General features: G+C 62.3%; 6 protein-coding genes and 1 pseudogene. 1 reads left to right on the forward strand and 6 read right to left on the reverse strand.

Annotated elements, in window-relative coordinates; genetic code table 11:
• Nucleotides 1–26 precede the first annotated feature (26 nt).
• A complete protein-coding gene (locus ABMA59_RS29365) occupies nucleotides 27–941 on the forward strand; it encodes a Crp/Fnr family transcriptional regulator (protein WP_349008928.1) in 915 nt (304 codons plus the stop codon).
• Between the two features lie 44 nt (nucleotides 942–985).
• Here ABMA59_RS29365 and ABMA59_RS29370 read toward each other — a convergent pair whose 3' ends face one another.
• From ABMA59_RS29370 to ABMA59_RS29395, 6 genes and pseudogenes are all read right to left on the reverse strand, one after another.
• A complete protein-coding gene (locus ABMA59_RS29370; protein WP_349008929.1) occupies nucleotides 986–2,392 on the reverse strand; it encodes an HlyD family type I secretion periplasmic adaptor subunit in 1,407 nt (468 codons plus the stop codon).
• The gene (locus ABMA59_RS29375; RefSeq protein ID WP_349008930.1) at nucleotides 2,389–4,533 is read right to left on the reverse strand and encodes a peptidase domain-containing ABC transporter; all 2,145 of its coding nucleotides are present in this window, start codon (nucleotides 4,531–4,533) and stop codon (nucleotides 2,389–2,391) included. The genes ABMA59_RS29370 and ABMA59_RS29375 overlap by 4 nt, the downstream gene beginning before the upstream one ends.
• Nucleotides 4,534–4,563: 30 nt before the next feature.
• Entirely contained in the window at nucleotides 4,564–4,890 is a 327-nt protein-coding gene (locus tag ABMA59_RS29380) for a hypothetical protein (protein WP_349008931.1), read from the reverse strand.
• Nucleotides 4,891–4,921: 31 nt separating this feature from the next.
• A complete protein-coding gene (locus ABMA59_RS29385; RefSeq protein ID WP_349008932.1) occupies nucleotides 4,922–6,148 on the reverse strand; it encodes a GTP-binding protein in 1,227 nt (408 codons plus the stop codon).
• An 8-nt stretch (nucleotides 6,149–6,156) separates the two neighbouring features.
• Nucleotides 6,157–11,448, reverse strand: a complete 5,292-nt coding sequence (locus ABMA59_RS29390) for a DUF4082 domain-containing protein (RefSeq protein ID WP_349008970.1) — start codon at nucleotides 11,446–11,448, stop codon at nucleotides 6,157–6,159.
• A gap of 129 nt (nucleotides 11,449–11,577) precedes the next feature.
• Nucleotides 11,578–14,196 (reverse strand): annotated as a pseudogene (locus ABMA59_RS29395) (DUF4347 domain-containing protein); the annotation flags it as partial.
• Between the last annotated feature and the right edge of the window lie 169 nt (nucleotides 14,197–14,365).

Here is a 14,365-nt window from a genome sequence, read left to right on the forward strand (position 1 = left end):
AAGATGTACCGACGCCTCGGGGAATTTTGAGCAGGCAGGCAAAACACCACGGCCGCGGAGGCAAGGATAAAATACCCACAACCAAATTATCGCCTTATGGTTGCAGCTTTCCTGAGATGGCTTATTTTCAACTTTCGCCCTTTTTGTTGCGCCTACAATGCCATACTTATAATTGTGACAATGAATTGGCACGCGGAGGGATTTTGTCAGGCGGTCCGTTTCAGCAGGACGACGCGTTTTCAAGAAGATTTGGCAGGTTTGCCCGATCGAAAGCTGACGAGGCAGTCCTCACGGATTTTCGAGGCGCCCGCCACGTGGTTGGCAAGCGCAAGGAACTTATCCAGGACGGCGAGGCCACGCTCGTAGCCTATATTCTGCACGAAGGCTGGATGTGCACCTACAAGCGGCTGCCGGACGGCGGGCGGCAGATCATAGACATCCGCCTGCCGGGCGACTTCATTGGTGTGACGAGTCTCTTCTCGGCTATCTCGGATCGCGACATCGAAACGTTGACGGACTGCGTGGTCTCCGAAGTGGACAAGGCGCAGCTCCTTTCCGGGATGCGGGCTTCGCCCATGCTCGGCGAAGCGGTGATGTGGAACATCGCCCGCGACGACGCCATCGCCGCCCAGCACCTCGCCAATCTTGGGCGGCGCAGCGCACTCGGCCGAATCGTCTATTTTCTGCTGGAACTCGGCGCCCGGCTTCACGATGCGGGAAAAGGCACCTCGACGTCCTATGACTGTCCGCTGTCGCAGCAACTGCTCGCCGACACGCTGGGCCTTACCAGCATCCACCTCAACCGGGTTCTGCGCAGTCTGCGCGAGCGGGAATGGCTGACACTCAACGGCGGCGTAGTCGAGTTCCTGAATCCCTCGGTGCTCCGGCAACTGGTCGGATTCGATCCCTCGTATCTGACGCATGTCTCCGAGGAATTTTAGCCGGCATTCATCCGGCCCGGAGTCTGTTCGACCTTTTTCGAGGCTCAGGGCTCGCGGATACTTTCGTCGAGACCGCGGATCAACGGATAGAGGAAATAGGAGATGACCGTTCGCCGGCCGACCTTGATTTCGGCCGATACGGTCATGCCGGGCAGGAGCCGGACCGGCTCGCCATTAACTTCCAATTGCTTGTCGCCCAGGAGGACGCGCGCCTTGAAGAAGGGGGCGCGGGGACCGGCTGATTGCTCCTGCGGATCGGCGGCGAACGCGTCGCGGCTGATCGTGTGAACGGTGCCGGAGGCGGTGCCGAATTTCTGGAACGGATAGGCGTCAAGCTTGATCCGCGCCTCATCGGCCACTTCGATCCGGCCGATGTCCTGCGTGGTGATCGACACCTCCGCCTCGAGCGGCACGTTCAACGGCACCAGGGTCACGATCGGCTCCGCCTCCCGCACGACCGAGCCTATCGAGCGCTGGGCGAGATCGAGCACCACGGCGTCCGAGGGCGCCGTCAGGGCAACCATGTCGCGTCGCAACTCCATCTTCTTCAGCTCATCGCTGACCGTGCTGCGCTGGCTTTTCAGGTCGACGAGTTGCTCCACCGTCACGCGGCGAAAATCGTCGATGAACGCCTGGCGCTCGGCCTGAAGCTTGGCAAGCATGTGCCGGGCGGCCGTTTCAGTGCCGCGCAACTGGGCGAGCGTCGATTCCACATCGAGCCGCGCGTCACGCGAGCCGAGCAGGTTGAGCAGAGAACCGGTCTCCTTCTTGTACAAGACCTCGCGCGCCTGCTCGATCTGGATAAGACCGTCGCGCCGGCTGGCTAGGATCGCCTCCTGATCCTTGCTGGTGGCGATTGCCGCTTCCTGGCCGGCGATCTGCTGGTCGAAATTCTTCAACTGGGAAAGATGGAAAGCCCGCCGCTGGACGAACATCATCTCCTGCAGCCGCTCGTCCGGCGAATTTCCCGCGATCGCCGCGTAATCGACATCGTCGATCTCAGCTTCCAGCCGCTTGACCTGCGCATCCAAGGCGGCGAATTTTGCGCGCTGCTGATCGACATCGGATTGGCTGAACGTCGCGTCGAGCGTGGCAAGGGTCTGGCCGGCGCGCACGACGTCGCCGGTCTTCACCTCGATCGAACGAATGATCGACGTTTCGAGCGGCTGCACGATGATGGTCGGCTCGATGGTCACCAATTTGCCGGGAGCGACCACGACTTCGTCGATCGACGAAAGCGACGCCCAGAGCACCGCCGCGCCGATCAGGGCAGTCACTCCGTACAGCGCCAACCGTGCCGTCTTAGGCGGGACACGCTCTTCGAGTTCGACGGCGTCCGGCTGAAACTCGGCGATGATCGGCGACAATTCCCGAAGCGGGACGACCTTTGCCGCGGACGATTCTACCGCGACAGGCCGCTTTTCGACCGCCCGGGCTGGTTGGGTGCTCATGCTGCGTGCCTGTTCTGCTGGGTCCACAGATGACGGTAGGTCATGCAGCGGGATAGCAACTGATCGTGGCGACCGGCGTCGGCTATCTTGCCACGTTCGACCACCAGGATGGCGTCCGCATCGACCAGCGTCGAAAGCCGGTGCGAAACGATGATGACGGTGCGCTCCTTGGCAATCTGCGACAGGTTCTGGCGAATGATTGCCTCGCTGTCGGGGTCGAGCGCGCTGGTAGCCTCGTCGAAGATCAGGATGCGCGGATTGGTGATCAGCGCCCGGGCGATGGCGAGGCGCTGCTTCTGCCCGCCGGACAGGTTGGCGCCGTTTTCCTCCAGCATCGTTTCATAACCACGCGGCAAACGCTCGATGAATTCCTCGGCACCGGCCATGCGCGCCGCGGCGGCTACTTCCTCGATGCTCGCATCCGGTTTGGCTGCCGTGATGTTCTCCCGCACCGTTCCACGGAAAAGAAAGCTATCCTGCAGGACCACGCCGATGCTCTTGCGCAGATGAACGAGATCGATTTCGCGGCTGTCGTAGCCGTCCATGCGCACCAGCCCATCCTGGACCGGATAAAGCCCCTGGATCAGGCGGGTGACCGTGGTCTTGCCCGATCCGCTTTTCCCGACAATTCCAAAGACCGCTCCCGCCGGCACGGTGAAGGAAATGTCGTCAAGCGCCGGCGCGCCATCCGGACCATAACGGAACGAGACCTTGTCGAACTCGATCCGGCCGGTCAGTTCCGGCCGCAGGCCCCTGCCGCGGCCCTGCTGCTCGGCCCGCTGGTTCATGACCTCGCCGAGCATCCGGACGGACAAGGCGACTTCCTGATATTCGTGGATCATGGTCACGATCTGGACGAGAGGCCCCGAGACCCGGCCCGCCAGCATGTTGAAGGCGACCAGCGCGCCGATGGTCATCGCGCCGCTGAAAACGTCCAGCGCACCGAGACCGATGATGGCGACGCTCATGAGCTTCTCGAGCAGGCCGGTCAGCGATTGGGCGAAGGTCGAGATCTTGTCGACGCGAAAGCGCACCGAAATCGACTGTGCCGAACTGTCGTCCCACACTTTGCGCTGACGCGGCTCCAGCGCCAGCGACTTGACTGTCCGCATTCCATGGACCGTCTCGACGAGCAAGGCCTGCCGTTCGCCCTCCGCCTTGTAGAGCGCCTGAAGCCGCCTCTGGAAAGGCCCCACCAACACCATCACGACAAGGCCGACAAGGGCTGCGAAACCCAGGACGACCAGCGTCAGCTTGACACTGTAGAGCAAAAGGATCGGCACGAAGACCAGAAGGGAAAGGCCGTCCAGCAGGGTCAGGAAGAGCCGTCCGGTCAGGAATTCCCGGATGCGGCCGGTCTGCTGCATATGCTTCACCAGCACGCCGGCCGACGCATGTTCGAAAAGCGAGATGGGAAGGTTGAGGAGATGCCCGAACGTTTTTGTGGCGACCCTGATGTCGATCCTGTTCGTCGCATACAACAGCAAATAACGTCTCAGGAAACTAAACGTCGCGTCGAAGACGATCGCGATGGCGATGCCGACCGTCAGAACGGCCAAGGTCGCGTAGCTCTGGTGCACCAGCACCTTGTCGATGACGAGCTGGAAGAAGATCGGCGTGGTCAGTCCCAGAGCGTAGAGCACGAACGCCGCCAGGGCGACATCGCCGAAAAGCCGCCGCTGCCGTACCAGTTCGGGCACGAACCAGCGGAAGCCGAAAGGCTGGTTGTCGTCCGAGAGACGATAGTTGCGTTTCAGCAGGACAACCGATCCGCTCCAGTTCCTAGTGAACTGCTGCTCCGTCACAAGCAGCACTTCCGGCCGTTCGGCCAGCGGGTCGAGAACCCTCACGACCTCCTGCTCGCCGCTGACCACGGCGCTGGCGATCACCACCCAGTTGCCGTTCTCCAGTTCGGCAAGCACCGGATAAGCGTCACCAAGCTGAAAGAGCGCACGCCAAGTCATTCTCGCCTGGCGAGCGCGCAATCCGGCGTCCTTGGCCATCCGGATGAGTTTGCGGGTTTCGACCCGCTGCTCGCCCACCGAATAGTCATGGACGAGGCGCTCCGGCGAAAGGTCGACGCCATGATGGCGTGCGACCAGGGCCAGGCATTGCAGATTGGTGTGCGAGCCAGTTTCCATTTTTCGCGCCCGACCGGCCTGTCGGCCCAACTAGTTGAAATTGGGAGACATGTTGTCGGTCTTGCGGGCGGGCTGGCCGGCATCGGCCTGGCCGGCACCGTCCGCGCGCGGCAGCCGCTGGATGTCGGCGGTGCGGCGAACCGCGCCCGCCTCGACAAGCCCGGCAAGCGCCTTCTGCATGAGATCGACGGCGTTGGCGAAGGCGTCGACCGGCATGATGACCCGCTGCCGGAAGACCGGTTTGGGATTGTTCTTTTCATCCCGCTCGGTGGCCGACAGGCTCATCAGGTCGATCCTGACGATCGAGCCAGTCACCGTGATCTCGCCAATGCCGTCTGCATAAAGTTCGTTGTTCATGATTGTTACCCCTTTGCCCTTTAGTCGCCGCTCACGCGGCATGCGTGTGTTGCCACTGCGGGAACGGATCCCGGAGATTGTCCTGGACGTGCGGATCGAATTCGGCCTCCGCTCCGGTCAGGCAGCCGTCGAGCGCCGAACTGATCGCCTCCCTCGACATTCCTGCCCCTATGAAGACCAGCTCCTGCCTGCGGTCGCCCCAGACCGGATGCCAATGACGGTCGAGCAATTGACGGAACTGCGGATGCCGCGGCCATTGGTTCCTGGGCATCACCGCCCACCACAGCGCCTTGGGTTCCGCCCGGCGCTGCGCGCCGGCGACGGAAAGCAACCCCACCCAATCAGGACGTGTCGCCAGCCAGAAATGGCCCTTGGCGCGGATAAGCCCCGGCCAGTCCTGCTGAAGAAAATCGTAGAGTTTCGCGGGATCGAAGGGACGGCGCGCGCGGTAGACAAAACTTTCGATGCCGTATTCCTCGGTCTCGGGCGTGTGATTTCCGTAGCCGTAGAGTTCCTTGTGCCAGAGCGGATGGCGGGCGGCTTTCGCCTCGTTGAAAAGGCCGGTGTCGAGGACCGACTCCAAGGGCAGATTGCCGAAATCGGTTTCGACGATCCGGGCGTCCGGATTCAGGGCCTTGACGACACGGCGCACTTCGAAGCGTTTTTCGATGCTGACGTCGGACACCTTGTTGATGACGACGACATCGGCGAATTCAATCTGCTCGACGAGGAGATCGGCGAGCGTCCTCCCATCATCGCCGTCCCGCGCCTCACCGCGGTCCTTCAGCAGGTCCTTGCTGGAATAGTCCCGCAACAGGTTTGCCGCATCGACCACGGACACCATCGTGTCCAGCCTCGCGACATCGGCCAGCGCGGCACCCGCCTCGTCGCGAAACGAGAAAGTCGCCGCGATCGGCAGAGGTTCGGCAATGCCAGTCCCTTCCACCAGCAGGTAATCAAAGCGCCGCTCGTCGGCGAGTTGCCTGACCGTGCTGAGCAGATCGTCCCGCAGCGTGCAGCATATGCAGCCGTTGCTGAGTTCCACGAGCGTCTCGGTGGTCCGCGAGAGATCGGCGCCGCCATCGCGAACGAGGTCGGCGTCGATGTTGATCTCGCTCATGTCATTGACGACGACCGCGACCTTGCGCCCCGACCGGTTGCGCAGGATCTGGTTGAGGATCGTCGTCTTGCCCGCCCCCAAGAACCCGGTGAGCACGGTGACGGGCAGACGACCGTCGGATTTGTGGCCAGTCTCCATTCTCTCGCCTACGCCGCCAACTGCGGTCTGAACGCGACATCGACATAATAATTCGTCGCGTTGTAGCTGTTGGTCGGGAACAGACCGCTCGAGCCGTATCCATAGACGCCGTTGCCACCGCTGACAGCGCTGGACAATGCGCGAAGGTTATTGTCGTTCGAGAAGTCGCTGTTGAAGAAGCCAGGCGATGCCGAATAGAAGCCGTTGCTGTGATAGGATACGACGTAGGTCGTATTCGCCGCGATCTCGACCTCCTGCGTCAGGCTGACCGACTGCCAGCCACTCGCCGTTTCGTTGGTGAATGTCGCCGCGGCCATCAGGTCACCGGTCGATGTCCACAGGTGAGCCTCGTGCGGACCGACATTCTCGGCGCCCTTGTAGAAGCGGAAGCCGGTGATCCAGCCCGCCACGTCGGCCTGGAATTTCATGCCAAGTTCGACATCGTCGGCGTCGTTGACCGTGACTGTCTGCGGCGCGTCGGAGGCCGAGAAAATGGTCTGGACGCCACCGGCGGGCTCGACGTTGAGTGTCACCTGGGCGGTGTCGGTCCCGTTGTGGCCGTCGGAGACGGTGTAGGTAAAGCTGGCATTTCCGGAGAAACCGTTGGTAGGCGTGAAGGTCACGGTGTTCGACTGATTGTCGAAATTGACCGCACCGTTCACCGCATTCCCAACGCCCGTGATCGTCAGCGGGTCGCTGTCGGCATCGGTGTCATTTGCAAGAAGAACACTGCCCGACACCGAGAATGCGGCGTTGTGGCCAGTCGAGAACCCGAAATCGTCGACGGCCACCGGGACGGTATTCTGATTGCCCCGGTCGAAAAGGACATCGACCCAGTAGTTCGAGGAATTGTAGCTCGACGTCGGGAACAGGGTGCTGCTACCGTAGGAGAAGACGCCGTTTCCGCCGCTGATGGCGCTGGACGGTGCGGTCAGCGGTCCATTCGTGTAGTTGCCCGTGAAGAAGTTCGGTGTGACCGTATAGTTGCCATTGGAATGGTAGCTGGCGACGTAGGTCGCGCCGGTGGTCACCGTTATCGGTTGCGCGAATGTCAAGGTCTGCCAGCCGCTGACGGTCTCGTTCGTGAAGGTTGCGGTGGTCAGCAGGTCCCCGGCACTTGTCCACAAGGATCCGGTGTGGGTGCCCGTGTCCTGAGCACCCTTGTAGTAGCGTACGCCGGTGATCGTCCCCGCGGAAGAAACGGTGAACTTCACGCCCAATTCCACGGAATTGGGATCGCTGACCGAAAGGTTGGCCGGCGTGCTTGTGGACGAGAAGAGGCTTTGCGTATTCGCCGGGGGCGAAACCGTCATACTGACGGTTGCCGATGCGGTTGCCCCTCGGCTGTCCGTCACCGTGTAATTGAAACTTGCCGGTCCCGTGTAGTCGGCCGCCGGTGTGAAGGTGATGATGCCGGTCTGGTTGTCGAGAGACACGGCGCCATTGACGGCACCGCTCACGGCGGTGATCGTCATCGGATCATTGTCCGGGTCCACGTCGTTCGCGAGAAGGGCCGACGAAGCGATCGACAACTGCGTGTCATGGTACACGACGTAGCCATTGTCATTCGCGGCGATCGGCACGTTGTTGACGGTCGACTGCTTGAAGACCACGTCGACCCAATAGTTGGCCGACTGGAAGCTGGCGTTCGGGAAGGTGGTTGCCGCGGAATAGGCAAACACACCGTTCCCTCCGCTTGTACCCGAAGCGAGTGCGGTCAGCGGCCCGCGTGTCACCGCGTTGGAGAAATAGTTCGGATCGGCCGCGTAGACGCCCGTGCTGTGATAGGAGGCAACATAGGTCGTCCCGGCAGTGATCTGCACCGCATTCGAGAAAGTCGCGGTCTGCCAGCCGCTAAGCGACTCGTTGGTGAAGGTGACGGTGGCAAGCAGGTCGCCATTCGACGACCAGAGCGAACCGGTGTGCTGCCCGGTGCCGCCCGTAGGTTTGTAGAACTTGATCCCGGTGATCGTGCCGGCCGTCGAGGCGTTGAACTTCATCCCGAGTTCAAGGGATGCGGTTTCGTTGATCGCCGCGCCTGCTGGCCCTTCGCCGTAGTTGAACAGCGACACGCCGGCGGGCTCCTGTTCAACCGTTACCGACGCATCGGCGGTATCGGTGCCGCCACGCCCGTCCGAAACAGTGTAGGAGAAGCTCGCCGGGCCGCTGTAGCCGGAAGTCGGCGTGAAGATCACGTTGCCGTGCTGCGCATCGATGCTCACCGTGCCGTTCGACGCGTTGCTGACGCCGGTGATCGAGAGCGCGTCGCCATTCGTGTCGACATCGTTCTGGAGCAGGGTCGCAAAGGAGATAACCAGCGTCCCGTTCTTGCCGACGCTCAACGTATCGTCCGTGGCAACCGGCGCCACGTTGGGATCCGCCGCGAAGACAACGTCGACCCAGTAATTCCTGCCACCGGAATTGCCGCTGGGGAAAACGTTGGGATCGTTCGTGTAGGCATAGACACCGCCACCCGCAAGCGCGGTAAGCGGACCATTGGTACGATCCGCGGTGAAATAATCGGCCGTTACCGAATAGTATCCGTTGGTGTGGTACGACGCGATGTAGGTCGTGTTGGCGTTGATGTGCACGGGAGACGAGAAGTACACCGTCTGCCAGCCGGTCAGTCCCTCGTTCACCGAGACGCCTGTCGCCAGTTTCGTGCCGTCCGCGGTCCAAAGATCGACCGTGTGCTGCCCGGTGTTGTAGAAACCCTTGTAGAAGCGGACCGCGCTCACCGTGCCGCCCGTCGCGGCCTGGAACTTGACGCCGAGGGTGACGCCGTCGCGATCCATCTCAGTTTCTTTTGCCGGCTTGTCGGCGAAGGTCCAGATGCTGGATGTCGTCGGCAGATTGACAGTCACCTGCACGGGGGTCGAAGCCAGACCCAGATTGAGGCTGTCGTCGACGGCGCGCGCAAGGAACGAGTAGTTGTTGGTCGCCTGCGCGATCCAGCTATAGCTCCAGTTTTCGCGTCCTACAGCTTTCCACCAGCTTTGCCCTCCATCGGTGGACACTTCGACGCCAGCGACGATACCGCCGCCGGAATCCTGCGCGGTGCCGGTAATCGTCACCCGCTCGCCTTCGACAAACGTCCCGCCGCCGGGTGAGGTGATCGTGGCGATCGGCTTGACCGTGTCGGTCGATTCGGACGCCATGATCAGGCTCGCATTCAGCGTTCCCGGCTGGATGCCCATGTCGGCAAACATGTTCACCATGGCCTGCTGCACATTCGGATCGGTCGCCGTCACGGCGCCCTCATGCTGGTCGTCGAGGCCCCAGGACCAGAAGACCGTGCCAGCCCCGAACACCAGCGCGCCGCTTTCAGCGCGATACATGGTCAGGCTATGCGTGACGTCCGCCGAGCCCACGGTGGTGCCGTAGTCGCGGAGATAAGAATCCACCGACACTGTCGACAGCGACATGTTGATCAGGCCGGCAGGCCTGAAGCCGTTCTCGACGTCGGAGTCCCATTCGTAGCCGAGCAGGTTTTGAACGAGCGAGTGCGTCTCGCCCTCCTGCAGTTCGGCTACGTCGGTGTTCCGCCAGAAACGGAGCTTGGAATAGTCATAGGGTATGGTGATTGTGTCCAGCCGGTAGCTGTCGACCGTGAACATCGTGCCGGTGAGCGCGTTCTCGGGCTTTTGTCCCGGTTCGGCGAAACGCGGATCGCGCCAGGTTCCGGTGGACGTGTCGGTCGGATCCGGCGTGCCGCCCCAAGTCTCCTTGTAGCAGACCATGGTACGGTACGGCGTTCCATTGCCGTCGATGCTGGTCTCCCAGCGGACTTTCCAATAAACTTCGTTGCCGCTCCAGAACGCCAGATTGACGCCGGCGTCGCGCGCCGCCTCAACATTGGTGCGCTGCTCGCCCGACCAATACTCGTCGTGTCCGACCGACAGGAAGGCGTCGTGGTTGAGCAGCAGGCTGCCGCTGCGCGCGCTGTCTACTCCGGAAATGTAGGAAACGTCGTAGCCGTTCTCCTCAAGCCAGCGGATCGCCGAGTGCTCGGCGCCGAAGATATAGTCGTGTGTTCCGCCCGTCGGGCTGCCATTGGTGATGATGGGACGGTTGTAGCTTATGGCCGTCGCCCTGCCGATTGCGGTAATGCCGCAACTGCAGTTCGGCGGCATGTAGCCGATCATGTCCGCCGGATCGACGGGTACCTCGCCGAAATACAGGCTCGCGCCGCCCCAGGCGTTGTAAGCCTGCCACGTCGTGTCCGACGTTTGGAAGACGATGTCACTGGTGGAACTGTCGTCGCGAACGATAAAGGGGATCTGGCTCGCCCCGCCAGAGCCGTCCAGGCGCGTGAGCTTGGCGACGTAGACGCCGGAGACGGCATCCCCGGGGATTTGCCAACTCGCCGAAACAGCCCAATTGCCCGCGTCGATAAGGCCGCGCGACATGTCGACGATGGGATGGGGCTGAACCTGAGCCGTGGTCAGTTGCTTGTCGATCGTGCCGACCTTGCGTGCGCCGTCGCCGCCGTAGTAGCCGAGGCGGTAGATGTCGATGCGATAGTCGGTCGAATCCGTCGCGATCTTGAAGTCGACGGTTTGGCCTATATTGGTGCTGATCTCGGTGGCAAAGCCCTGGATGGTCCCATCGCCGTCGCCCTCGACGTACCATTCGCTTCTCGGATTGCCCTGCTTGGCGTTCTCGATCGTGATCTTGTTTGCCGGCACTGGGCTGAGGTCCGCGGCAGTCTTCGTTCCATCGGCGAATTTGAAGTTCTCGATATTCGTGACGGTGTCGGTCCCGTTCGGAGAACCCAGCCGCTTGTCGGCGATGGTGAAAGTAGCACCTGAAACCAGGACACTGTAATCGTTGCGAAGACCGTCGAAGACGACCGTGTCGCCGGAGCCTGCGCCGCCGTCTATGGTGTCGTCGCCAGCACCGCCGGTCAGCGTGTCGTTTCCGCTTCCCCCCGTCAGGATGTTGGCGGCGGCGCTGCCCACGATGCTGACGGCGGCTGTCGATCCGCTCGCCTTGACATTCTCGAAGCCGCCGACATTGACCGCGTCTACGGCAGTCTGGTCGGTCGATGAGAGATTGATGGTGGCCGCGCCGTTGACCACCAGGGTATCGATGTCCGCGCCGCCGAGGATCGAGGTGCTGGTGGCATTGTAGGTGATGAGATCGTTACCGGCCCCGCCATCGATCGCGTCGGCGCCCGCGCCACCGTTTATCGTATCCGCGCCGGCACCGCCGATCAGGCTGTTCGCGCCCGAGCTGCCGAGAAGGTTGACGGCCAGCACCGAACCGCTTGCATTGACGTTTTCAAAGCCCGTCAGGATGGCAGTGTCGCCAACACTCTGATCCGCAGCCGAGAGATCGATCGACGCCGCGCCATTCACCGCAAGCGTGTCGGTGTCGGCCCCGCCGGACACCAGTCCGTCGGCGGCATCGTAGACGATGACGTCGTTGCCCGCGCCACCGCTGATCGTGTCGGCGCCTGCTCCTGCGTCAATCGTGTCCGCGCCCGAACCGCCGGTAAGGTTGTCGGCCTGGTCGCTTCCCGTGATGGTGAAACCTTCGGTCTGACCGCCCAGCGCGACCGTTACACCAGCGGCGGCACCGGCTGCGGAAATTCTTTCCAGACCCTGGATCGCGGTATTTGTTGCTCCCAGTGTATTCAGTTTGGTGGATGTGGATGTCAGGTTGATGGCGTCATCCGTGCCCGCGCCAAGGTTGATCGTCCCGGCGCCCGCCAGGATGGCGTCGAGTTGCGCGCCGCTCAACGTTGCCGTGTCGTTGCCACCGGTGCCCGTCAGGTTGCCGGTTTCGACACCGCTCACCGATGGCGCCGCCAGTGCAGAAATATCGCCGTTGGCGGCGATGTTCAGTACGTCCGACGTACCGCTTGCGAGATTGATCGCAGCAAAGCCGGCGAACTGTGCGGCCGTCATGGTGACCGTGTCGCTGCTGGAGCTGCCCGTCAGCGTCTCGACGCCGGAAACCGTGCCCGTCGAAAAATCGACGGTGGTGCCGCCGCTGGTCAGCACGATCTGGTCACGCACACCGCTTCCGGTGTCGGAGCCACCGTCGATCGATTCTCCGGCAGCGAACTGACCGTTGGCCAGGTTGACCGTGTCGTCGCCGCCGCCGGCGGCGATCACATCCGCAGCCGTGCCGCCGGTAATGACATCTGCCTGATTGCTGCCTGTGATGGTGAAAGCTTCGGTCTGGCCGCCCAACGCTATGGTCACGCCCGCGGCAGCCCCAAAAGCCGAGATGACTTCGACGCCTTGAATGGAGGTGTTTGTCGACCCAAGCGTGTTCAGTTCGGTCGAGATGGAGGTCAGATTGATCGTATCGCCCGTGCCGGCGCCGAGGTTGATGATTCCCGATCCGGTCAAGATGGCATTGAGCTGGGCTCCGGTCAGCGTCACGGAATCGTTGCCGCCGGTGCCGGTCAGGCTGCCGGTTTCGACACCGCTCAAGGCCGGGGTCGCCAGGGCTGAGATGTTACCGTTGGCCACGACGTTCAGCACATCGGCCGTGCCGCTTCCGAGATTGATGGTGATGAAACCAGCCCACTGCGCCGTGGTCATGGTGACCGTATCGCTGCTCGCGCTGCCGGTCAGCGTCTCGATTCCCGAAACCGCGCCCGTGGAGAAATCGACCGTGGTGCCGCTGCTGGTCAGCACGACCTGGTCGCGCAGCCCGCTTCCCGTGTTGGCCCCGCCATCGATCGACTCCCCGGCGACGAACTGGCCATTGGCAAGATTGACCGTGTCGTCACCGCCACCAGCCGCAATCACATCGGCGCCTGTGCCGCCGGTGATCGTGTCAGCCTGATTGCTGCCTGTGATGGTGAAAGCTTCGGTCTGGCCGCTCAACGAAATGGCCACGCCGGCAGTGGCCGCGAAGAAAGAAATCACCTCGACGCCCTGGATCGAAGCGTTGGTTGAACCCAGCGTATTCAATGTCGTCGAAGTCGAGGTCAGATTGATCGTGTCGCCCGTGCCGGTGCCAAGATTGATGGTGCCGGAGCCGACCACGATGGCGTTCAACTGAGCCCCTGTCAGCGTCACCGAATCCGTGCCGGATGTACCGACCAGATTTCCGGTTTCAACGCTGCTTATCGAAGGCGTGCCGAGTGTGGAGATGTTGCCGCTGGCTACGACGTTCAGAACGTCGGTCCCGATACCGAGGTTGATGGTGAGGAAGCCGGACCACTGTGCGGCCGTCATTGTCACGGTATCGCCAAGAAGACTGCCGGTCAGGGTCTCGATGCCCGCGACGGTGCCCACGGAAAAGTCGACTGTGGTGCCGAGGCTGGTGAGGACGATCTGGTCGCGCACGCCGCTGCTGGTATTACCGCCACCCTGGATCGACTCCCCGGCGACAAACTGGCCGTTGCCGATGTTGATGGTGTCGTCACCGTTGCCGGCGACGATCGTGTCCGCGCCGTTGCCGCCGTTGAACGTGTCACCGCTATTGTCCTGCAACTGTGCGGGCGTGCCGCCGGAAAAGCCGGTGAGCGTCCCCTTCGACGCATCCGCCGTATCGGCTCCGTTCGTACCGTTGAAGGTGGCCAGCAGTCCCGCATAGGCGGACATCCCAGCCGAGGTCAGCGGCGGGCGGATGGAGCCGGTCTCGCCGGCCAGCGACCATTCTCCGCCCCGGCTCGCAGCTCCGACAAAACCGCCCGCGGCGAGAGTGTTCGCTCCCGTCCTTCTTGCGAAGGCGTCGACGAAGGCGGCGCCCCGCTCCCCTGCCCCGGTCCGGCATGCCCAAACGAGGATGGCCGCATCCTCGGTGAGAGCGCGGCCAAGACCGGCGATTTCGGCTGCGTCGTGACCGATCGACTCGATCGTCACCGGCCCGGCGGCAAAGCTGATCTCGCCAGGTTGGCCGTGGGCGACGATATGGATTGCCTCGAGGTCCGATCGATCGCCCAAGGTGCGCGCCATTTGAGCCATCGCAGGCTCATCGCCCGACAGGACAATCTGCTCGACGCCCGTCCTGATCCCGCCGAGCAGGGTATCGAAGTCATCAATGGCAGGATCTATAAAGACGATTTCTCGAGTACTTGTCACCGCATCCCCCAGGCATTCGTTTAGCCGAGAATTTCTAGGCGTCGCTTACGATCTAGCTCGAAGCCGCTCCCATTTTTCTTCAAGGCAATCGAAGAGATGGCTTCAGATAGGGCCAATTCTGCCAGCTTTGGACGCCGCGCAAACGACATCAATCGGTGTGCTTTGCACT

The organism is Mesorhizobium yinganensis, assembly GCF_040081985.1.
GTDB classification, from domain to species: Bacteria; Pseudomonadota; Alphaproteobacteria; order Rhizobiales; family Rhizobiaceae; genus Kumtagia; species Kumtagia yinganensis.

What these genes read in the sequence shown, in the direction of transcription:
- ABMA59_RS29370 (WP_349008929.1), bottom strand. Translation starts at nt 2,392, where the DNA reads ATGAGCACCCAACCAGCCCGGGCGGTCGAAAAGCGGCCTGTCGCGGTA.
- ABMA59_RS29380 (WP_349008931.1), bottom strand. Translation starts at nt 4,890, where the DNA reads ATGAACAACGAACTTTATGCAGACGGCATTGGCGAGATCACGGTGACT.
- ABMA59_RS29385 (WP_349008932.1), bottom strand. Translation starts at nt 6,148, where the DNA reads ATGGAGACTGGCCACAAATCCGACGGTCGTCTGCCCGTCACCGTGCTC.
- ABMA59_RS29375 (WP_349008930.1), bottom strand. Translation starts at nt 4,533, where the DNA reads ATGGAAACTGGCTCGCACACCAATCTGCAATGCCTGGCCCTGGTCGCA.